This window comes from Streptomyces sp. NPDC054813, assembly GCF_053611365.1.
Genome location: NZ_JBSHAF010000011.1, coordinates 264,677 through 286,047, shown reverse-complemented (window position 1 = coordinate 286,047; position 21,371 = coordinate 264,677). Strand labels below are relative to the sequence as shown.

At 70.1% G+C, this 21,371-nt stretch carries 18 protein-coding genes, 1 tRNA gene and 1 pseudogene; 11 read left to right on the top strand and 9 right to left on the bottom strand.

The window, feature by feature from the left end; translation table 11 throughout:
- Positions 1-5 precede the first annotated feature (5 nt).
- The gene (locus ACWGJB_RS24050; protein WP_453382173.1) at positions 6-356 is read left to right on the top strand and encodes a hypothetical protein; all 351 of its coding nucleotides are present in this window, start codon (positions 6-8) and stop codon (positions 354-356) included.
- Here the strand turns inward: ACWGJB_RS24050 and ACWGJB_RS24045 are convergent.
- Positions 331-2,634: a SpoIIE family protein phosphatase gene (locus ACWGJB_RS24045; RefSeq protein ID WP_453382241.1), complete on the bottom strand. Its 2,304-nt coding sequence runs from the start codon at positions 2,632-2,634 to the stop codon at positions 331-333. The two genes, ACWGJB_RS24050 and ACWGJB_RS24045, sit on opposite strands and share 26 nt — an antisense overlap.
- 210 nt (positions 2,635-2,844) lie before the next feature.
- Between ACWGJB_RS24045 and ACWGJB_RS24040 the strand changes: the two genes are divergently transcribed.
- Both ACWGJB_RS24040 and ACWGJB_RS24035 read left to right on the top strand, forming a co-directional pair.
- Positions 2,845-3,789, top strand: a complete 945-nt coding sequence (locus ACWGJB_RS24040) for an RNA polymerase sigma-70 factor (RefSeq protein ID WP_453382172.1) — start codon at positions 2,845-2,847, stop codon at positions 3,787-3,789.
- 125 nt (positions 3,790-3,914) lie between these two features.
- Positions 3,915-5,114, top strand: coding sequence for an NAD(P)/FAD-dependent oxidoreductase (locus ACWGJB_RS24035; protein WP_453382171.1), 1,200 nt, complete (start codon positions 3,915-3,917; stop codon positions 5,112-5,114).
- 79 nt (positions 5,115-5,193) lie between these two features.
- On the opposite strand, the gene ACWGJB_RS24030 is transcribed toward ACWGJB_RS24035, so the two are convergent.
- Positions 5,194-5,571, bottom strand: coding sequence for an antibiotic biosynthesis monooxygenase family protein (locus ACWGJB_RS24030; RefSeq protein WP_453382170.1), 378 nt, complete (start codon positions 5,569-5,571; stop codon positions 5,194-5,196).
- On the opposite strand from ACWGJB_RS24030, the gene ACWGJB_RS24025 reads away from it, so the two are divergent.
- Positions 5,521-7,203, top strand: a complete 1,683-nt coding sequence (locus tag ACWGJB_RS24025; protein WP_453382169.1) for a recombinase family protein — start codon at positions 5,521-5,523, stop codon at positions 7,201-7,203. The genes ACWGJB_RS24030 and ACWGJB_RS24025 overlap by 51 nt on opposite strands.
- A gap of 331 nt (positions 7,204-7,534) precedes the next feature.
- Positions 7,535-8,257, top strand: a complete 723-nt coding sequence (locus ACWGJB_RS24020) for a hypothetical protein (RefSeq protein WP_453382168.1) — start codon at positions 7,535-7,537, stop codon at positions 8,255-8,257.
- Between the two features lie 173 nt (positions 8,258-8,430).
- Here the strand turns inward: ACWGJB_RS24020 and ACWGJB_RS24015 are convergent, their stop codons facing one another.
- Positions 8,431-9,075 (bottom strand): class I SAM-dependent DNA methyltransferase, encoded by a 645-nt coding sequence (locus ACWGJB_RS24015; protein ID WP_453382167.1) that lies wholly within the window; start codon positions 9,073-9,075, stop codon positions 8,431-8,433.
- Positions 9,076-9,379: 304 nt separating this feature from the next.
- Here ACWGJB_RS24015 and ACWGJB_RS24010 point away from each other — a divergent pair, with 304 nt between their 5' ends.
- The 5 genes from ACWGJB_RS24010 to ACWGJB_RS23990 all read left to right on the top strand — a co-directional run bounded on the left by ACWGJB_RS24010 (position 9,380) and on the right by ACWGJB_RS23990 (position 16,018).
- Positions 9,380-9,964: a recombinase family protein gene (locus ACWGJB_RS24010; protein ID WP_393657677.1), complete on the top strand. Its 585-nt coding sequence runs from the start codon at positions 9,380-9,382 to the stop codon at positions 9,962-9,964.
- A gap of 424 nt (positions 9,965-10,388) precedes the next feature.
- A complete protein-coding gene (locus tag ACWGJB_RS24005) occupies positions 10,389-11,852 on the top strand; it encodes an FG-GAP-like repeat-containing protein (protein WP_453382166.1) in 1,464 nt (487 codons plus the stop codon).
- 199 nt (positions 11,853-12,051) lie between these two features.
- Positions 12,052-13,494 carry an FG-GAP-like repeat-containing protein gene (locus tag ACWGJB_RS24000; protein ID WP_453382165.1) on the top strand — a complete coding sequence of 481 codons (1,443 nt, stop codon included), beginning with the start codon at positions 12,052-12,054 and terminating at the stop codon, positions 13,492-13,494.
- A gap of 2 nt (positions 13,495-13,496) precedes the next feature.
- The gene (locus tag ACWGJB_RS23995) at positions 13,497-14,924 is read left to right on the top strand and encodes an FG-GAP-like repeat-containing protein (protein WP_453382164.1); all 1,428 of its coding nucleotides are present in this window, start codon (positions 13,497-13,499) and stop codon (positions 14,922-14,924) included.
- A gap of 65 nt (positions 14,925-14,989) precedes the next feature.
- Complete coding sequence (locus ACWGJB_RS23990) at positions 14,990-16,018, top strand: Yip1 family protein (RefSeq protein WP_453382163.1); 1,029 nt, start codon at positions 14,990-14,992, stop codon at positions 16,016-16,018.
- A 168-nt stretch (positions 16,019-16,186) separates the two neighbouring features.
- Here ACWGJB_RS23990 and ACWGJB_RS23985 read toward each other — a convergent pair whose 3' ends face one another.
- The 4 genes from ACWGJB_RS23985 to ACWGJB_RS23970 form a co-directional block, all read right to left on the bottom strand.
- Positions 16,187-16,684, bottom strand: coding sequence for a hypothetical protein (locus ACWGJB_RS23985; protein WP_453382162.1), 498 nt, complete (start codon positions 16,682-16,684; stop codon positions 16,187-16,189).
- Between the two features lie 84 nt (positions 16,685-16,768).
- The gene (locus tag ACWGJB_RS23980) at positions 16,769-17,281 is read right to left on the bottom strand and encodes a phosphoribosyltransferase (protein WP_453382161.1); all 513 of its coding nucleotides are present in this window, start codon (positions 17,279-17,281) and stop codon (positions 16,769-16,771) included.
- 10 nt (positions 17,282-17,291) lie between these two features.
- Complete coding sequence (gene dcd / locus ACWGJB_RS23975; protein WP_351709320.1) at positions 17,292-17,867, bottom strand: dCTP deaminase; 576 nt, start codon at positions 17,865-17,867, stop codon at positions 17,292-17,294.
- A gap of 73 nt (positions 17,868-17,940) precedes the next feature.
- Positions 17,941-18,105 carry a hypothetical protein gene (locus ACWGJB_RS23970; protein ID WP_453382160.1) on the bottom strand — a complete coding sequence of 55 codons (165 nt, stop codon included), beginning with the start codon at positions 18,103-18,105 and terminating at the stop codon, positions 17,941-17,943.
- Positions 18,106-18,388: 283 nt separating this feature from the next.
- On the opposite strand from ACWGJB_RS23970, the gene ACWGJB_RS23965 reads away from it, so the two are divergent.
- Positions 18,389-18,462, top strand: a tRNA-Gly gene (locus tag ACWGJB_RS23965).
- A 49-nt stretch (positions 18,463-18,511) separates the two neighbouring features.
- Here ACWGJB_RS23965 and ACWGJB_RS23960 read toward each other — a convergent pair.
- Together ACWGJB_RS23960 and ACWGJB_RS23955 are read right to left on the bottom strand one after the other, a co-directional pair.
- Positions 18,512-18,790 (bottom strand): annotated as a pseudogene (locus tag ACWGJB_RS23960) (tyrosine-type recombinase/integrase); the annotation flags it as partial.
- A 565-nt stretch (positions 18,791-19,355) separates the two neighbouring features.
- The gene (locus ACWGJB_RS23955; protein ID WP_453382159.1) at positions 19,356-21,227 is read right to left on the bottom strand and encodes a YncE family protein; all 1,872 of its coding nucleotides are present in this window, start codon (positions 21,225-21,227) and stop codon (positions 19,356-19,358) included.
- Between the last annotated feature and the right edge of the window lie 144 nt (positions 21,228-21,371).

Here is a 21,371-nt window from a genome sequence, read left to right as displayed (position 1 = left end):
ACGGTGTGGGCCGGTATGGCCGGTACGAGGAGGCGGCGGCCGCGTGTTCCGGGCGGGCCTCGCCCTGCACCACCGGACCGACAACCGCTTCCTGCACGGCGACTGCCCGAACAGCCTCGGCTGCGTCCTGCACGCGGCGGGCCGGACCCGAGCCGGCCGTCGCCGTCCCGCGGGAGTCCATCCGGATCCGCCAGGACTCCGACAACTGGTACGCCATGAGCCTGACCTGGAACAACCTGGCCCGGGTGCTGGACGGCACCGGCCGTGCCGAGGAGGCCGCCCACGCCGGGAACCGTGCCGCGGAAGCGGCCACCCGCGCCGGGACCATCACTACCGCCCACGGCCACCACAACTGAGCCCCGCACTCCGGTCCGGCCCCGCCGCGGCGGTCCGCAGCAGGAGCACCGCCACGTCGTCGGTGTGGCCGCCGGCCGGCCAGGTGTGGTGGACGAGGCTGTCGATGAGGTGCTCCAGGTCGTGGACGCCGGCGCGGGCGAGGTGGGCGGCGAGGTCGGCGGTGGCGTGCAGGACGTCGGTGCCGGGGCGTTCGATCAGGCCGTCGGTGTAGAGGGCGAGGACGGAGCCGGCCGGGAGCGCGGCGCGGGTGACGGGGTAACGGGCGCCCGTGTCGACGCCCAGGGGCGGCCCGGGGTCGACGTGGAGGGAGTGGGCCCGGCCGGGCGCGGGGCGCAGCAGGGGAGGTGCGTGCCCGGCACTGGCCATGGTCAGTTCCTGGCCGACGAGGTCCAGGTGGACGTAGAGGCAGGTCACCAGGAGGTCGGAGGAGAGATCGGCGAGCAGCCGGTTGGTGCGGGCGATGACCTGGTCCGGGGCGGCCCCGGTGGTGGCGTGGGCGTGGATGGCGGTGCGGACCTGCCCCATCAGGGCGGCCGCGGCCATGCTGTGGCCCTCCACGTCACCGATGACGGCCGCCGCGTGGGTGGCGTCGAGCCGCAGCAGGTCGTAGAAGTCGCCGCCGACGTCGATGCCGTGCCCGGCCGGCAGATAGCGGGCGGCGACGTCGAGACCGGGCAGGGTGGGCAGGCCGCGGGGCAGCAGCGCCTGCTGGAGCTGGTGGACGAGGTGGTGCTGGGTGTCGTACACGCGGGCCCGGTCCAGGGCCTGGGCCAGCAGGCCGGCCAGCGGGTTGAGGACGGCGCGTTCGTCGGCGGTGAAGGTGTGCGGGCGGTCGTAGGAGAGGATGCAGCAGCCCACCGGACGGCCCGAGATGACCAGGGGCAGGACGGCCCACGCCTGCTTTCCGCTGACCAGCGGGGCGCGGGGGTAGCTGAGGGCCAGTTCGGCGGGACTGCCGAAGTAGGCCGGGACGCCGCTGGCCAGGGCCCGGCCGGTGGGGGCGAGGTCGGTGTCGAGGGGGAGGGCGTCGAGGCGTTCGGCGATGTCGGCGGGGTAGCCGTGCTGCCCGGCGATCCGCAGGCGGCCCGCCTCGGCGATGCTGAGCAGCAGCCCCTGGGCACCGAACGCCGGCAGGATCTGGTCCGCGATCAGCTCGACGAGGTCCTGGGTGGTCACCGTCTCGGTGAGCGCGACCGCCTGGTGGATCAGCTGGTAGAGGCGGCCGGGCGTGGTCGGGGCCGGTTCCGTGCGGACGGGCGGCGCGGCCGGCGTCTCCGTGCCGAGGGGCGGAGCGGCCGCGGGTTCCGTGCCGAGGGGCGGCGCGGCCGGCGTCTCCGTGCCGAGGGGCGGAGCGGCTGCCGGTGCCGTGCCGAGGGGTGGAGCGGCTGCCGGTGCCGTGCCGACGGGCGGCGCGGCCGGCGTCTCCGTGCCGGGGACGATGCGCACGCTGATACCGCAGTGGTCCGGGTGCAGGTGGAAGGTCAGCCACCGGTCCGGCGGGCAGCACGCGCTGAAGGACACGGGCGTGCGGCTGACGACCGCCATGCGGTACCGCTCCTCGTACCGCAGGTCGTCCAGCCACGGCAGGGACTGCCAGGGCTGGGTGCCCAGCAGCAGGTCCGGCTCCCGGCCGAGCATCCGGGCGGCCGCGGCGGACACGAAGGTGACCCGGCCCTCCAGGTCGAGGGCGAGGGCGCCTTCCGGGAGGCGGTCCAGGTAGTCGGCGGCGGCCAGCCCGGTCTGGGCGGGGTGGCGCACGGAGCCCACGGGTACGACGTGCGGCTGGTCGGGGAGGAGCGGGGGCACCGGCGAGTCGTCCAGGAGCCGGGCCAGCCGGCGGGCGCTCGCGGTGATGTGGCGCCGTTCGCGGGCGGTTGCCCGGGCCGGGTGGTCGGCGGGCCACATCAGCACGACCCCGCCCCAGCAGCGGCGCACCCCGCGCAACGGCACCGCGGCGAGCGCGAAGGGGTACGGCAGGACGGCCGCGGTACGCGGATAGCGGCGCGCCATCTCGTCCTGGCCGCCGACCCAGACCAGGCGGTGCTCGCGGATCGCGTCGGCCACCGGGACGGGGGCGGTCAGCGCCAGCCGCTGCCAGGGCGCGGTGAAGTCGACGGGCAGTCCGCACAGCGCCACCAGGCGCAGCAGCGCGGTCGGCTCCTCGATCAGGTACACCCCGCCGATCGCCGCGCCCGTCCGGCGCACCATGTCGGCCAGCGCCCCGCCCAGGGCATCGTCGACCGGCAGGTCACCCCTGGGCCGGGCACGGTGCCACATGACGTCGTCCATCCGGTCGTGAGCCGTGGACGGCACGCACCGTACCGTCTCCTACCGCCCGCACGGTGTGTGACGCATACCACCCATTCACGACAATATGCGTATACCTTCGTACGACAACAGTGGCCGGGGTCGCCTACCGGAGGCGGAGGCCGGCGGAGGCCGGCGGGGGCGCGGTCGCCGTGCGCTGTGCGGGCTAGGATCCGGGCCATGGGCCAGACCATGAGCGAGGTGGACCGGTTCGAGGCGGCCAGGCCCCGGCTGGCGGCCATCGCCTACCGCCTCCTCGGCTCCGCGAGCGAGGCCGAGGACGCCGTGCAGGAGACGTATCTGCGCTGGCAGGCCGCTGACACCGGCCGTATCGAGGTGCCCGAGGCCTGGCTGACGAAGGTGCTCACCAACCTGTGCCTCAACCAGCTCACCTCGGCCCGCGCCCGGCGCGAGACCTACGTCGGCCAGTGGCTGCCCGAGCCGCTGCTCGCCGGGGACCCCATGCTCGGCCCCGCCGACACCGCCGAACGGCGCGAGTCCGTGTCGTACGCCGTCCTGACCCTGCTGGAGCGGCTCACGCCCGGCGAGCGCGCGGTGTACGTGCTGCGGGAGGCCTTCGACTACCCGCACCGGGAGATCGCCCGGATCCTCGACGTCACCGAGGCCGCCAGCCAGCAGACCTTCCACCGGGCCAAGAAGCACGTCGCGGCCGGCAAGGCGCGCGCCGAGGTCGACGAGGCCGCCGCCCGGCGGATCATCGAGGAGTTCCTCACGGCCGCCACCAGCGGCCGGACCGAGCCGCTGGTCCGGCTGCTCACCCAGGACGCCGTCGCGGTCGGCGACGGCGGCGGGAAGGTGCCGGCCCGCGCCAAGGCGTTCGAGGGTGCCCTCGCGGTCGCGACGTTCATGCGGGGCCTGTTCAAGCCGGGCCCGGCACAGCGGGCCCTGGCCGGCGGCTCGGTCGAGCTCCATGCCGCGACCGCCAACGGCGGCCCCGCTCTGGTGGCGGTCGTCGACGGCCGGGTCTTCGGCGTCATGTGCCTGGAGATCACCGCCGAGGGCATCGCCGCGCTCCGCAACCAGGTCAACCCCGACAAGCTCGAACGCGCGACCAGGCAGTGGGCGGCCACCGGCCACGGCGAACCCCTGCTCCGGCTCTTCTGACCCTGTGTGAGTCGCCTCACTCCACGTTCCTGTCAGGAAACGGCGGGCCGCCCGGTTCAAGGGGCGACCCGCCGTTTCCCGGGTCGCCGTTTCCAGACTCGCCGTTTCCCGACAGGAGCACGGACATGCAGCACCGCATCGTCGTCCTCGGCGCCGGATACTCCGGAGCCATCGCCGCCGGCCGTCTCGCCAGGCGACTGCACCGCGAAGACGTCGCCATCACCCTCGTCAACGCCGAACCCGACTTCGTCGAACGCGTCCGCATGCATCAGCTCGCGACCGGCCAGGACCTCAAGGCCCGGCCGTTCGCCGAGATGTTCGCGGGCACCGGCGTGGAGCTGAGGCTCGCGAGGGTCACCGCCGTGGACGCCGACCGCAGGACGGTCACCACCGTCGACGCCGGGAAGGAGACGGAGGTGCTGGAGTACGACACCCTCGTCTACGCGCTCGGCAGCGCCTGGAACGACCAAGGAGTCCCCGGCACCGCCGAGCACGCCCACCAGATCGCGAGCCGCCCCGGCGCGCTCCGGCTGCGCGAGCGCCTCGCCGCCCTGCCGGCCGGGGAGCCGGTGCTCGTGGTCGGCGGCGGACTCACCGGCCTGGAGGCCGTCACCGAGATCGCCGAGGCCCGCCCGGACCTCGCCGTCGCCCTCGCCGCCCGCGGCGCGCTCGGCGACTGGCTCTCCGCCAAGGGCCGCCGGCACCTGCGGAAGGTCCTCGACGGTCTCGGTGTCACCGTGCACGAGCACACCGCCGTCACCGCCGTGGCGGCCGACCGGGTCACCACCGCCGAAGGCGGGACGGTCCCCGCCGCGGTCACGGTGTGGACCACCGGCTTCGCCGTCCACCCCATCGCGCGGGCCAGCACGCTGGAGGTCACCGGCTCCGGGCGGATTGTGGTCGACGGGACCATGCGGTCGCTCTCGCACCCGGACGTGTACGCCGTCGGCGACGCGGCGCTGGCGACCGGCCCCGGCGACAAGCCGCTGCGCATGTCGTGCGCGACGGGCGCGCCGATGGCGTGGCTGGCAGCCGACGCCCTCGCGGCCCGCCTGACCGGCGGAAAGCTCCCGAAGGTGCCGCTGCGGTACTTCAACCAGTGCATCTCGCTGGGCCGCGGGCAGGGCCTGATCCAGTACGTCACCGCGGACGACCGCGCCGTACGGGCGGCCCTGACGGGTCGTACCGCCGCCCTCTACAAGGAACTGGTCTGCAAGGGCGCGGCCTGGGCCGTCGCCAACCCGACCCTCGCCCTCCCGACCCGCACCCGCCGCACCCTGCCGAAGCCGGCCCCGGCAACCGAGAGGACAGCCACCCCGGCCTGACCCGACTGACCCGAACCGGCACGGCCCGCCACTCCGGTGGGCCGTGCCGTCGTCCGTGATCCCCCACGCGGACCGGACGCTACTCGCCCTTCGGCCCCGCCGACTGCACCACATCGAAGGACCACAGCGTCGACCCGGAGGCCGCCGGCTTCGGACGCTCGCCCTCGGCACCCCCCTGATGCGCCGTCTTCATCGGCCCCTCCATCCACGCCTGGAAGGACTCCTCGTCCCGCCACCGCGTGTACACCAGGTACTGCTCGGTCCCCTCGACCGGTCGCAGCAGCTCGAACCACTCGAACCCGTCCGAGTTCTCCACGGCGTGCGCCCGGGAGGCGAACCGCTTCTCCAGCGTCTCCCGCTGCTCTGCCGGCACGGTCAGTACGTTGATTTTTACTACGCTAGGCACATGACACCTCTCGTCAAACGGGGCCTCGACTGGACCCCTAACCTGGACCATGTGCGCGCAGTGTCCTACATCCGACAGTCAAGGAAGCGTGAGGACGACTCCGCGTCGTCCCCCGAAGCACAGCGGACCAAGTGCGAGGCGCTGATCACAGCCAAGGGCTGGGACAACGCGGGCCACTTCGCCGACGTCGGTAAATCCGGCTGGGACCCCAAGGTCGTCCGGCCGGAGTTCGAGGAGATGATGTCCGCCGTTCGCGCCGGACACGTAGACGCAGTGGTCGTGTTCTCGCTGTCCCGCCTCACTCGACAGGGTGCCCTTGAGGCCATGCTGATCAATGAGGAGTTGGCCAAACACGGCGTGCTGCTCGTCAGCGTCGAAGAGCCCTACCTGGACACGTCCACCCCCATGGGCGTCGCGATCTTCGGCCTTATCGCTGCGCTGGCCCAGCAAGAGTCCGACATGAAGTCGGCGTACATCACGGCGACGAAAGAGACGCTGAGGGCAGCGGGTAGCCACGTGTCCGGCATGGCCCCGTACGGCTTCCAGTCGACGCGTGAGCCGCGCGGGGAACTGGTGGTGGTCAAGCTGGTCCCCGATCCCGCTGAGGCGCCGTACGTGCGCGACATGGTGTCATGGGCACTGGGCGGCATGACCGCATCGGCCATGGCTCGCAAGCTGAACACTGAGGGCGTACCGACCAAAGCAGCGGACATGTCAGCGCGTGTGACCGCCCGCCGGGCCCGAGGCATTAGCCTGCCGCTGGAGCGTACGACGTGGGTGTCGTCCACTGTGCTCCGCATCCTCCGTGACCCGCGCCTTGCTGGCTACGCCGCCGAACGCCAGGGGACCAAGCGCGTCATCCTGCGCGACGCCTCAGGGGCCCCGCTGGCTGCGCATGAGCCGATCATTCCGCCGGATGACTGGTGGCGCCTTCAAGACGTGCTCGACGGCCGTGCGCCCCAGGTGGTCCGTCAGGGTGGGCGCTCCGTGCCGTCGCTGTTGGGTGGCGCCGGGATGCTCTTCTGTGGCGTCTGCGGGTCGTCCATGGTGACCGACCGGAGGAACGGCAAGCAGCTCTATCGGTGCAACCGGGCCCAGTCCGGCGCCGTATCGGGACACGGTGGTCTGGCCATCAACATGGACGCCGCTGACGACGTTGTAGCCCGTACCGTGTGGTCCCGCCTGACAGCGCTGGACCCCGAAGACCCCGAAGATCTCGAATGGCTCGCCGAGGCCGCACGCCGGTTTGCAGCGCAAGCGGACACGGGCGAGCGACAGGCCGAACTAGCAGCTGCACACGCCGAGTTGGAGCACGTACGGGAAGCGCTCCGCACGCTGTATGTCGACCGGCAGGCAGGCTTGTACGCGGGTGCCGTGGGCGACCAGATGTTCCGTGAGTCCGTGGAGCGGTTGACAGCGCATGAGGCGCGAACGGCCGGACGCGTGGAAGAACTGGGGACCGCCGAGGCCGGCACGGTGGCGATCCCCTCGGAGTGGACGGACCCGGAGGGTGACCCGCTGGGGCCGGAGTCGACGTGGGCCGGTTGGGCCCTTTCGGAACGACGGGAGTTCCTTGCGCTGTTCGTTGACCGTGTGAGCGTGGCACGCAGCGTGGGCAGGGGCCGGAACGCGAACACGGCGGAACGGGTGGTCGTGTACTGGGCAGAAGCGCCAGCCAAGTAGACGCCTGAGCGCCGTTCACGGCCCGTTGCTGGAATCCCTCCGGCGGCGGGCCGTGGGCGTTCCTGCGGGCATTGTGGCCCTGCGGATGGTGTCGGCCGGTGACGAATGACGATGGTGGCACCGTTCCCGGTTTGCCCTACAGCGGTAGATGTTTATATTGGTCTCTCCATTCACCTATTTCGTCATTGACCTGGAGTTTTGTGGATCCATGGAGTCACCTAACGGTTGACCTTTGGTTCACCTCGGGCCACCTGCTGGGGTCCTCCGTCGCTTCGCGATCTTGGGGACAGCGGGAAAGTAAGGCCCGGACGCAACTACAGAGAGTCGGATCTTGAGGAAGTACATAGACGACGTGGCCGCCCGTCGCGCGCTGGAGACTGCCGCCCAGCATGCTGACAAGGCTCGTGACCCACTGCCGTTCGTGTGGACGGGGGCAAGTTGGGCGACGCCCGGCGGGGAGTGGCGGGATCTTCCGCTGATCCGCAAGGGCGTGGGGGACTGGCTGGCGGACGTGGTCGCCGGGCTGCGCTGGCACTACGCCCCTGCCATTGAGGCCGGAGAGCGGCGCGCAGATTTGGAGCGTCAGGCAGAGAGTGTCGACACCAGTGCGCTGCTCACCGAAGCAGGAGCACGGGCGCTCCTGCACCAGAAAGCCGCGTCTCTGCGCCAAGCTGCTGCCGCCATCACCACTCCCCCGGCTCCGTTCGCGCTGGAAACCCTGCAATCGCTCGACACCGTGGCGTCCGAGATGCTGTCGGCACCCGACGGCCGCGCGACCCACCTCCTGTCGCTGGCTTCACAGTTCGACGCCTTCCGGGCTCCGCTGCGCGATCCGGCTGAGTGGGTCAAGCGTCTCGGCTCGGCGCCACACAGCGTCCACGTGCGTACGTCTGCCGTTTGGGAAGCGTTCTGTGCCGCCGAGCCGGTGCTTGCCCGATCGCTGGGGACCACCGGGGGTAAGCGGGCGCTGTTCGCTGCGATGGACGGTCGCTTTGGCGCGCGCCGGAAGCTGGCCGGATACGAGGGTTGGCGGGGCGTGGCGCTGAACGACTGACGGTCGCTGGCAGGCGGGATGGGGGGTCTGGAACTTTTCCGGCTCCCTCCTTGGCACCCCCGCCTTCCCCGAAATGCGAATGCGCGCAGATTCGCCCGAACTGGTGGGAAAACCGCTGGTCACAGCTCGACCGACCCCGGGTGTCGTCGGCCGCAAGCGGACCGCTGGCATGGCTAGGACTGACGGCGTGCGAAGAGGACCGCACCTGGAAGGCTCTCGTCGGGGTCGATCAGCATGTGGGCCTCGACGGTGAACCCTGCATCGCGTAGCCAGGCCGCCACTTGGTCGGGCTGGCGGCGGTGAACGTGGACGTTCATCGGGTGGCCGCCGTAGCCCTGCGTCTTCAGCCTCGACCCGTCGCCGACGTGAAAGCCGAGCAGCAGTGGTCCGCCGGGACGCAACACGCGCCGAAAGTGGCCGAAGACCGTGGGCACTACTTCGTCGGGGACGTGAATCAACGACCAAAATGCGAGCAGGCCGACGGCTGAAGCGTCGGCGAGGTCGAGGTCGGTCATCGAGCCCACCTCGAACCGCAGACGGGGGTGGTCACGTCGAGCCACGTCGATCATCCCGGATGAAAGGTCGATGCCGAAGGCGTCCACGCCCAGCTTGTGCAGGTGAGCGGTGACGTGTCCAGGTCCGCAGCCCACGTCCGCCACCGGCCCACCGCCAGCGGCGTGCACCAAGTCGGCGAACAGCGCCAGAGCCGCCCGAAGGTACGGCGCCCCAGTCAGAGCCTCGCGTAGTTGGTCGGCATAGCTGACCGCGACCGTGTCATAGGAGGTCCGGGTGTCTGCCAACCAGCGGTCCGCGTCCATGGCTCGACAGAGTAGTGCAGTGATCAGGATCGCGAACCAGATCAAGTGAGATCAACGACGAATCAGACCAGGCCACTTGAGATGGGGGCCAGATCATTCGGGACGGGACAGTGGCGCCCGAGTGATCGCGGATTGGCCTGAGGGCACTCTGCGGAGAGCGACCGCCGGACACAGTCTCACAATCGATGGTTATTGAGACGGTCGCCGCGAGGTGGCCCGAGGGGTGCTTTCGGTGTTCAAAACCCGTCTCAGAACATGCCCGAGAGGATTAATGTTTTGAGACGGGTTATGAGACGATCTCGGTATGGCGACGACGAAGAACACCGGAACCTTGATCGGCTACCAGCGAGTCAGCACCAACGCGCAGGACGCACAGCTTCAGGCGAACGCTCTCGCTGAGGCAGGGTGCGCCCGCATCTTCGAGGACAAGGCGTCCGGCAAGAACGTCGACCGTGCCGGACTGCTCGCCGCTCTCGACTACATGCGGGAGGGCGACACCCTCACTGTGTGGAAGCTGGACCGTTTGGGCCGTTCCACCAAAGACGTGCTCACGATCGCCGAGGATCTGCACGCCCGGGGGATCGCGCTGCGGATTCTGACGGGCACGCTGGCTGGTAGCTACTCGCCGAAGGGTGAGGGCAAGTTCTTCTTCACGATGATGGTTGCCTTTGCTGAGCTTGAGCGAGACATGATCGTTGAGCGCACGCGGGCGGGTCTGGACGCTGCCAAGGCTCAGGGTCGGACGGGTGGACGGCCGTCCGTCATGGACGCTGACAAGCTGGTTGCCGCTCGTGCCCGGAAGGTGAAGGGCGAGAGTGTGACGGCCATTGCCAAGGCGCTCAAGGTGTCCCGCGCGACGCTGTATCGGGCGCTTGCCGACGCGGAGTGACCCGACCCAACTTGAGAGACCGTCTGCCCACCGTGATGGACGGTCTTTCTCATGTCTGGGCCCACAGGGGGGGTGGGTCAATCCCTGAACGAAGGGCCCTCAGGGACCCGGCCCCCATGGTTACGCGCATTTCCGCGAAATAGACACCCGGGGGTCTGGATCAAAGCGGGTCGCGTGGCACTCATCGCCGCAGGTCAAGGCTATGTGCTTAGCTGGACATCTTCATTGATCTTGACTACGCTCTTGGGCCCGTCGTGCATCAGTCGGGACCAACGTCCCCGTAAGTCACAGCAGTTTCAAAGATTCACCGAACCCATGTACAACCCTTACTCCTCGGTGCGGGTCTCCTGATCGCTGGACACCATTGACTTCGGCCGTCCGCCGGGAGGCGGGCGGCCCCCGCATGCCGCAGGAGACGACCCGCATGCACACGTTCCCGCGCCTCGCCCTCGCGACGGCCACCGCCGCCGCGCTGACCGGCGGTCTGCTGACCCTCTCGGCCCCCGTCGCGTCCGCCGCCACGGCTCACGCCTACAAGGCCGACTTCAACCACGACGGCTACGGCGACGTCGCCTTCGCCGCCCCCTACGCCAAGGTCGGCGGCAAGAACATGGCCGGGTACGTCGCCGTGGTCTACGGCAGCGCCTCCGGACTCAACCCCGCCAAGCGCTCGATCGTCAGCCAGAACACCGCCGGTGTCCCCGGCACCGCCGAGACCGAGGACTTCTTCGGCCGAGCGCTCGCAGTGGCCGACTTCAACAAGGACGGCTACACCGACCTCGCCGTCGGCGCGCCCGGCGAGGCCAACGGCTCGGACACCGAAGGCGGTTCGGTCACGATCCTGTGGGGTTCGGCGAGCGGCCTGAAGAACGGTACGACGGTCAAGGACCCGTCAGCGGCCAAGCACGAGGCCTGGGGCTCGGTGCTGGCCGCCGGTGACTTCAACGGCGACGGCAAGGCCGACCTGGCGTCCGGCACGGCAGCGTCGTACGCCTACATCGTCAAGGGCGGCTTCACCAAGTCCGGCACCACCGGCGGCACCCAGAAGGTCCCCACGCCGGACAAGGCGAAGTACGGTATCGACGCGCTCGCCGCGGGCGACACCAACGGCGACAAGAAGGCCGACCTCGTCCTCACCTACCGCACCGCGCTCACCTCGGACCCGTCGGGCAGCTGGTCCAAGGGCGCCGCCTACCTCGGTGCGTCCAACGGCGTGGTCGCGACCCAGCCGCGCCCGCTGAACGGCGGCACCTCCCTCGCCCTGGGCGACATCAACGGCGACGGCTACGACGAGATCGCCATCGGCAACGTCTTCTCGAAGGACGACGACCACACCGGCACTCTCGGCGGCCAGGTCGTCGTCATCCGCGGCAGTAAGGGCGGCCCGGTCAACGGCGACGCCCCCATGGCCGAGCTCACCCAGTCCGCCACGGGCGTCCCCGGCACCGACAAGGCGGACGACGGCTTCGGCGGCGCCGTCTCCATCGGTGACACCAACGGCGACGGCTACGGCGACCTGGCCATCGGCGTCGTCTTCAAGGACATCGGCGCGGCCGAGGACACCGGCCTGGTCGTGCTGATGAACGGCTCGGCAGGCGGCGTCTCACGTACCGGTGCCCGGACCATCTCCCAGAACACCGTCGGTGTCCCCGGCACCGCCGAGTCCATGGACTACTTCGGCTCGGACCTCGTGCTCTCGGACGTCACCAAGGACGGCAAGGCGGACCTGACCGTCGGGGCCTCCTTCGAGGACGACGGTGTCGGCGCGGTCACCGCCCTGCGCGGCAGCGCCTCCGGCATCACTGCCACGGGTGCCAAGTCCTTCGGCCCGGGTACCTTCGAGCTCTCCCGTACGTACGGCGCGTTCGGCATGGGCCTCACCGGCTGACGCCCCCGGGCGGCCCCGGAACCGGCCCTCAGGGGGCCGGTTCCGGGGGGATCCCACAGCTCTGCCGCAAGCAACGGCGACGGCAACGGCGACGGCAACTTCGGCGTGACCACCACGAGGTGACGCGCCGCCACCCGACCATGCCTCGTCACCTCGTCACCTCGTCACCTCGTCACCTCACCACCTCACGGGGAAGTCCATGCCCAAGCGCACCACCCTGCTGCTCGCCACCGCCCTCACCACGGGCCTGCTCACCGCCCTGCCCGCCGCCACCGCCTCCGCCGCCCCCTCCGGCCTGGCCGGCGACTTCAACGGCGACGGCTACCGCGACCTCGCGATCGCCGCACCCGTCGCCAAGATCTCCGGCAAGTCCGGCGCCGGTTACGTCGCGGTCGTCTACGGCACCAGGAACGGCCTCGACACCACCAAGCGCCAGATCATCAGCCAGGCCACCACCGGCGTCCCCGGCAACCCGGCCTCCGGCGACTACTTCGGCGACCGGCTCACCACCGGCGACCTCGACGGCGACGGCTACACCGACCTGGTCGTGGGCGTCCACAGCGAGCGGATCGGCACCACCGACTCCTACGGCAACGTGACCGTGCTCTGGGGCGGCGCGAGCGGCCTCAAGGGCGCCAGCAACCTCTCCTCACCGATGCCGAGGTACCGCAACGAACTCGGCTGGGCGCTGGCGGCCGGCGACTTCGACGGCGACGGCCACACCGACCTGGCCGTCGGCAACAACTCCACGCCGTCCCTGGACGTCTTCCGCGGCCCCTTCACCCGTAAGGGCAAGGCGGCTGCCCTGGTCGGCATCGACACGGTCGCCCAGACCACGATCTACTCCGACAAGCTGATCGCGGGCGACGTCAACGGCGACGGGAAGACCGACCTGCTGGTCATGGGCCAGGAGGAGACCGCCTCCGGCGACTACCGCACTCGCAGCGTCCTCTACACCGGTTCCGCGACCGGCACGCTCAAGGTCGGCAAGAAGCTCGCGGGCGGCTACGAAGCGGTCATCGCCGACGTGAACAAGGACGGCTACGGCGACATCGTCACCGGCAACTTCCTGGAGAAGTCGGCCACCGAGCCGAACGGCGGCCTCGGCGGGGCGGTCACGGTGACCTACGGCGCGGCCGGCGGCCTCAGCAGCCGTACTCCCGTCAGGATCACCCAGGACACGGGGGGCGTCCCGGAGAAGGGCGAGAAGGGCGACGGCTTCGGCTGGAGCCTGTCCGCCGGGGACGTGAACGGCGACGGGTACCCGGACATCGCCGTCGGCGCCGAGGACGAGACCCTCGGCTCGGCGCGCAAGGCGGGCACGGTCACCGTCCTGCGCGGCTCCGCCGCCGGACTGACCGGCGGCGGAGCCAAGCTCTTCTCCCAGAACACGGCGGGTGTCCCCGGCACCGCCGAGACCCTCGACAACTTCGGCGCGGCCGTCCGTCTCACCGACGCGAACGGCGACGGCCGGGCCGAACTGGTCGCCTCCGCCGCGAACGAGGACAAGAGCGCCGGCGCCGTCTGGCTCTTCAAGTCCACTACCGCCGGCATCACTGCGGGCGGCTCCAGGACCTTCACCGGCACCACCCTGGGCGGCCCGTCGGGGACCGCCTACTTCGGCGACGTACTGGAGGGCTGATCATGCGTATGCGTACGGCGGCGACCCTCGCCGCACTCCTGACCGCGGGCCTCGTCCCGCTGGCCGGCCCGGCCTCCGCCGCGCCGACCAAGTACGCCGACGACTTCAACGGTGACGGCTACCGCGACCTCGCCACCGCCGCCCCGGGCGCCACGGTCGGCGGCAGGGCGCGGGCGGGCGCGGTGGTCGTCACCTACGGCTCCAAGTCCGGCGTCAAGGCGTCCAGCCGTACCGTCGTCACCCAGAACTCGGCGGGTGTCCCGGGCACGGCCGAGAAGGACGACGCGTTCGGCTCGTCGCTCGCCTTCGGGGACCTCAACCGGGACGGGTACGCCGACCTGGTCGTGGGTGCCGAGGGCGAGGACGGCGAGGCCGGGTCGGTGACGATCGTCTGGGGGAGCAAGAAGGGCCTCACCGGCGGTCGTATCGTCGCCGACCCGGCCCGCACCTCCCACACCCGCTTCGGCATGTCCCTGGCGGTCGGCGACTTCACCGCGGACGGCCGGGCGGACCTGGCCGTCGGCAGCACGGGCGCCGACGTGCAGATCTTCCGGGGCACCTTCACCAAGACCACCGGGGCCGCGTCCCGTACCTGGGTGGTGCCGTCCCTGGCCACCGGCAACCTCTACGGTTCCCAGTCGCTGGCCGCCGGCGACATCAACGGCGACGGCGTCGACGACCTGGTGATCAGCGGCTCGATCCGCTCAGGGAGCGGCGAGTACATAGACGGCAACCTGGTGTACCTGGGCGCGGAGTCCCGGCCGAAGGCCCAGCGGACGCTGGAGAGCGGCGGCTGGCAGCGTGCGGTCGTCGGCGACCTCAACGGGGACGGCTACGACGACGTCGTCACGTCCTACAACACCGTCTACGGCGACAAGGTCGGGCCCGGCACGGTCGCCGCCTACCTGGGCGGCGCGCACGGCATCAGCCCCACACCCCAGGCGGCGCTCACCCAGGACAGCCCGGGCGTCCCCGGCGCCACCCGCGCCCCGGGCACCAGCTCGTTCGGCGACTCGCTCTCCGTCGGCGACGTCAACGGCGACGGATACGCCGACGTGGCGGTGGGCGCCGAGTTCGAGGGGGTCGGCGCGGCCTGGCAGACCGGCACGGTCACGCTGCTGCGCGGCTCCGCGGCCGGTCTGACCGGCGCGGGCGCCACCCGGTACACCGAGAACACACCCGGTGTCCCCGGCGCCGACGAGGACAACGACTTCTTCGGCTCCGCCGTCCACCTGGCCGACCTCAACGGTGACCGCAAGGCCGACCTGGCGGTCGGCGCGCGCGGCGAGAACGGCTCGGACGGCGCGGTGTGGACCCTGCGCGGCTCCGCCTCGGGCCTGACGGCGACGGGCGCGGTGAGCTTCGGACCGACGTCGGTGGGTGTCTCGACGGCGGGGGCGCCCCAGCTGGGGTTCACCATCGGCCAGTGACGCCCGGGCCCCCAAGGGGAGTCCCTTGGACATGCCTTGGACATCCCATGGGGATCCCTTAGGGGATGTCACAGCTCTGCGGCAAAGGCGGGCTCGGGCGCCCGAGCCCGCCACACGGATCTCCCGGACCAGGTACGTTCGATGACGTGGCTGGATTCAGGATCGGACGCGGCGGCCGGGACGACCGTGCCCCGCACACGCGACCGCAACAACCCGCGTACGGGCAGCAGGCGCCGCCCCAGAGCTTCGGCGGGCAGCCGGCGGGACCGTCGTACGGGTACCCGCCGGCCTCGCAGCCGTACCCGCAGAACGGCGGGGGCGGCGGCTGGCCGCAGGGGCGCGGTGGCTACCCGGGGCAGGGGCAGCCCGGCGGCGACGGCCCGGAGTACTTCGGCGACGACCACGGCTACGGCGGCCAGGGCGCCGGCACTCCGGACCCGTACGCGGCGAACCAGCCGGGCCACACCCAGGCGTTCTCGGTCGACGAGGCCGACGGCTACACGCGGGGCGAGACCTACCACGCCGGTTCGGCGGCGCCGTCCGGCCCGATCGGCCCGCGCCTGCACTGGAAGGACCTGCTGAAGGGGATCGTGCTCGCCCCGAACCAGACGTTCCTCCAGATGCGGGACTACGCGATGTGGGGGCCCGCCCTCATCGTGACCTTCCTCTACGGCCTGCTCGCGGTCTTCGGCTTCGACGGCGCCCGCGCGGACGCGATAAGCGCCACCCTCACCAACGCGGTACCGATCGTGCTGACGACGGCGATCGCGATGGTGCTCTCCTCCTTCGTCCTGGGCGTGGTGACCCACACCCTGGCCCGCCAGCTGGGCGGCGACGGGGCCTGGCAGCCGACGGTCGGCCTGTCGATGCTGATCATGTCGATCACCGACGCCCCCCGTCTGCTCTTCGCCATGTTCTTCGGCGGCGACGCGGGCTTCGTGCAGATCCTCGGCTGGGCCACCTGGATCGCGGCGGGCGCGCTTCTCACCCTCATGGTCGGCAAGTCCCACGACCTGCCCTGGCCGAAGGCCCTGGGCGCGTCGGCGATCCAGCTGATCGCCCTGCTGTCGATCGTGAAGCTGGGCACGTTCTAGCCTTCCACCCGCGTACGACAAGGGCCCCCGGCGACTCGGCCGGGGGCCCTTGTGATGGTGCTTCGGGTGTCTCCGATGCCTCTGTCGGCCCCTGTCGGGTGTCGAGAACCTGCCCGTCCGGCCTCACCACGGGCGGCTCGACACTTCAGGAGGTGCCCCTCCAGTTGTTCACGGCGGAGCCGGATAGCGGTACTGGCCGACCTCAGGATCCGGCGCACCGTCCATGCCCAGGTCTCGACGCATGGCCTCCCGCAGATGAGCGTTGTCCCGCCAGAGATCGGCCCTCACCCGAAAGTACGCGTCACTCCTGACATCGGGATTCTCGATCAGCCCGTCCCGCATCCGCGTGAGCGCGTCACACGCATCAACCGCCAGCCGGATGATCTCGGCGGAGGCAGTGAGCGACAGGCTCTGCCGCAGCCTCCAGACACCCGAACCGTCCAGAGCCTGATGAAGGTCACCGTAGAGACGGTCGCCGATCGGGCGATCCTGGCTGAGGATGACCGACCTCATGTCCGAGTGACCTTGGCTGAGCGCCATGAGGAAGGCGGAGTAGACAGCCCTGCGTGTCTGCGCCCCTTCCCGCTCCTGGTCGCGGCGCCAACGGATGCGCTCGGCGATCAGTGCGGAACCCACACCGACCACGGCGCCGGCCAGGGTGCTCACCGGAGATATCCAGTCCACTGAGGTGTGCTACCCAGACGACCGATATCCGCTAACACGCGACCATGGCCGCGCGCACAGGACTCCCTAGAGCGATTCCCTGTTCGGCTTGGCTGCCTCACCCGACCTGTGTACCGGAGGCAAAACACTCCACGGGAAGTTGATCCAGTCGTCGGTGCGCTTCCACACGTACTCGCACTTCACGAGGGAGTGGGACTTCTCGTAGATCACCGCGGACCGGACCTCGGCGACGGTGTCCAGGCAGAAGTCGCGGACCAGCTTCAGCGTCTTGCCGGTGTCGGCGACGTCGTCGGTGATCAGCACCTTCTTCTCGCTGAAGTCGATGACGTTGGGGACGGGCGCGAGCATGACCGGCATCTCGAGAGTCGTCCCCACCCCCGTGTAGAACTCCACGTTGACCAGATGCAGGTTCTTGCAGTCGAGGGCGTAGGCGAGGCCGCCGGCGACGAACACGCCACCGCGGGCGATGCTCAGCACTATGTCGGGCTCGAACCCGTCGTCGGCGATGGTCTGCGCGAGCTCGCGCACGGCGACGCCGAACCGTTCGTAGGAGAGGTTCTCCCGTACGTCACTGCTCATGGCCGGCCCCTCACACCTGCGTCCGGTGGAAATTGAGGTAGGAGCGGGAGGCGGTGGGCCCGCGCTGCCCCTGGTAACGGGAGCCGTAGCGCTCACTGCCGTAGGGGTGCTCGGTGGGGGAGGAGAGCCGGAACATGCACAGCTGCCCGATCTTCATGCCCGGCCACAGCTTGATGGGGAGGGTCGCGAGATTGGACAGCTCAAGGGTCACGTGCCCGCTGAACCCCGGGTCGATGAACCCGGCGGTGGAGTGCGTGACCAGCCCGAGCCGCCCCAGCGAGGACTTCCCCTCCAGCCGCGACGCAAGATCATCGGGGAGCGAGATGACCTCGTACGTCGACGCGAGGACGAACTCCCCGGGGTGGAGGATGAAGGGCTCGTCGCCCTCCGGCTCCACCAGCCGGGTCAGGTCCGGCTGCTCGACGGAGGGGTCGATGTGCGGGTACCGGTGGTTCTCGAACACCCGGAACAGGCGGTCCAGCCGCACGTCGATGCTCGACGGCTGCACCATGGATTCGTCGTAGGGATCGATCCGTACCCGCCCGGCGTCGATCTCGGCCCGGATGTCCTTGTCTGAGAGAAGCACGCCCCGAGGATACGCAAGGCGCGCGGACCCACGACAATCGTGACAGTCCGCGCGCCCGTGCTACTGCCGACTACTACTGCTGCTGCTTCTCAAGGGCGACCGGCACGACGCTGCGCAGCCGGGCGCACTTGGGACACCGGACGAGCCGACCGGGGCCGAGCCGCTCGGCCTGCTGCATCGGGAACGAAGTGGTGCTGAACACGTGCCCTTCGGCACAGCGGACGACGGTGTGTTCCATCAAGTCCCTTGAATCCCTTCCCCAGGAGCCGCGTCGGGCTTACTGCCGTGACGACGGAAAGCCACATTACGGGATCTAAGGGACGGCTCTCCAGGCGGCACTCCGGCACACCCGGCCCCTCTCCCAAGCCCCCACCGTACGCCCCAACTCCGGCCGCCCGCACCCGGATCCCACCGCCGACCCACCCCTGAAACGCACGCGAACCCCAAGGCCTGAGCGCCGGGGGTTCACGATGAGGTACAGTGAGCGAGCGTTCGGCCACCAACTCCGGTCGGCGTCTTACGCGGGTGTAGTTTAATGGTAGAACATCAGCTTCCCAAGCTGAGAGCGCGAGTTCGATTCTCGTCACCCGCTCCATGGAGAAGGCCCAGGTCGAAGACCCGGGCCTTTTTGCTGTTCATGATGATCAGTTGTCGCGTGCCGGATTCGTGCCAGATGGCTTGTCGGGCGCTCTCTTTGCGGCAGCGGCCCGTGCCTTACGGACCGTGGCGTCCGGCCCGGCGGCGACCTCCTCTTGCCGCTCGTCGTCGGAGTGCTGATAGATCAGCGCCGCCTTCTCGGAGGACTGTCCGGCCCGGACCATGGTGTCCTTGAGCGTGGCGCCGGAGCGCGTGGACAGCGTGTGTCCCGTGTGTCGGAGATCGTAGAACCGGAAGCCCTCGGGCATGCCGACGATCTCCCGCGCCGACGCAGCCGGCAGGGGAAGACCAGGTCATCCGCAGACAGGTAGGTCATGACGGTTCCCGCCTCTTCCTTGTCGATGGCCGTCAGGGCATCGGCGATGTCAGAGGGGCGAGTCGGTCCCCGAGAACTCACTCGCAGGTCCGCCGCGGTCTCCACGCTCACATACTCCCATGTGGCGGCAGCACCAGAACGAGGTACGGAGCCGTATCGGCGGTCGGCTGTGCCGTCTCAGTTTCCGTCTCATTCAGCCGCGTTCACGGCCGTTCAGTGGGGACCGCTCACCGGGCTTGCCCCACCAGCTGACCCCTCATGAACGCAGGTGAAGGGCCCCGTCCGAGGCCTCCAGGAACACCACCACAGTTGGAAAGCGTGTTGGCACCGCTGCCCATCGGGGCTGAGGAGACGAGCCGACCTTGAACCGAGGATTCAGCGCGGCCCGCTCCGAGGAGTAGCCGGCGCGCGCCATCGTGTCCTTGAGCGTGACACTCGGCTCGATCGCGCCTCCTGAGGAAGACGTATTCCCAGGCCCGGCGCGTCATCGGATGCGCCGGGCCTGGGGGGCGGCCTCAGCTGGTGAAGGTGAAGTATCTCCAGGAGCCGTGCGTGGTCGAGTTCACGGTGTCGTTCGAGGAGTTGTTGATGTAGGACGACCGCACGCGCATCGAGTAGCCGGTCTGGTGCGTGCCACGCAGTTCCACCACCGACTTGCCCGTGGAGCCGAGCTTGAAGTAGTCGTACCCCGCCGACCGCCAGGCGCCGGCGGAGTAGATCTGGAACTCCAGCTTCTGCGAGCGGCCGGGGTAGGCCGTCATCGTGGTCGTGAGAAGCGGATTGGTCTTCTTCCGGAAGTAGTACTTGGTCTGCCCGCTGACCTTGGCCGTCTTGTAGTAGCGGCTCAGGCTCAGCGACACCTTGACCTTCGCGCCCACCCGGCTCGTGGCCGTCTTCGGGGCGGTCCGCGCGTCACCGGAGAAGGACGCGCTCACCGTGGTGTCGCGCTTCAGGGGCAAGGTGACCGACAGATTGCCCGCGCTGTTGACCGTGCCGGTCTTGACCAGGTACTTGCCCTTGCCGTCGCCCGCTGTGTCCGCGTAGAGCGAGAGCGTCCGGTTCTTGTACGTCGTGCCGAGATGGGCGGTGAACGTCACGTTGCTGGCGTAGTCGTAGACCGTGCCGTTCCTGTTCACGGTCAGGGTCGCGGAGGACCGGGAGACCTCGACCGTGTCCGAGGCGGAGGCAGCGGTGCGATCGGCGCCGCCGGCATAGGAGACCTTGTACGTGACCTTGCCGCCCGCGGGCGGGATGTCGGTGAAGGAGAAGGTCCCGTCCGCCTTCACCGTCGTGGCGAAGAGCGCCTTGCCGTTCGGGGACTCCAGGTCCGTCCGAGTCACCGCGACGGTGCTCCCCGCGGGCAGCCCGAGCGTGTTCGTGACCTTGCCGGAGACGGTCAGTGACTTGGCACGGGCGGCGGTCGCCGGGGCGTTTACCGTGACGGTGGTGACGGCCTTGCCGGGGTCGGTGACGACGCGCAGGCTGTACCTGTTGGAGAGACCGTGTGTGACCGCGAAGAGCCGGCTGCTGTCGGGTGCGAAGGCGAGGTCGCCGTGATCGAGCAGGGTCTCCTGGGAGACTCCACCCTGTTCGTCGGTGAAATCGGCGGTCCGCCTCGGGGCCGTGCCGCCCGGCTCGTAGACGGACACCTGGGGGGTGAAGTTGGCGTAGGTGTCCGTGCCCACCGCGACGAGGCCGTCCGGCGCGACATCCACCGACCGTTGTGCCGAGTAGCCGCTCGGATACCTGATGGTCTGCGACAGGTCCGAGGTCCGGAAGACCTGCTGGAAGTCGCCTGCCGAGGTGGCCACCACGAGTTCCGTGCCGTCCGGGGTGAGCGCCAGGTCCTCCGCGGTGTTTCCGATGGCGGCGTCCTGCCCGCCGAGGAACGCGGTCCGGCCGGCCGTGCCGGACGACACGTCGTAGACGCCGAGGGTGAAGTAGTACTGGCGCGAGCCGGCCGCCAGGGTGTCGGGAGCGCCGGGTGCCGAGTCCAGCAGGGGAGCGTCCTTCCACGTCCCGTCGGCCTCCTGGGCGAGGGAAACCTGCGGCTGCCCGCCGGACAGGTCCAGAGAACCGATGTTGCCGTGGCCGACGCTGCCATAGCCGAACCAGAGTTTGCCGCCCGCGAGCGCCAGGTGCTGCGGACCTGTGCCGTCACCCGTCGCGTACCGCCCGGCCTCGGTGAGCGTCGCCGTGTCGATGGCCACGATCTCATCGGCTCCCGGCACGGCGACGTAGACCGTTGCCGAGTCGGCGGAAAGCTCCAGGCCGTCAGCCTGCGGCAGCGAGGTGATCGTCCCGATGACGGTGCCGTTGTAGTCGGTGGCGACGACCTTGCCTCCCGACGGGTCACTGATGAAGACCCGCTGGTGAACGCCGTCCACGATGATGTCGCCGCTGGACGTGATGGGCAGCGCGGGGGGGGGGTGGGGGGGCCCCCCGCCCCCCCCCCCCCCCCCCAGAGCGCCGAAAACCCATATTGGGACAGGGCCGGGTTATGGCCCGAATCTCGGCCCCACACCCCAGAG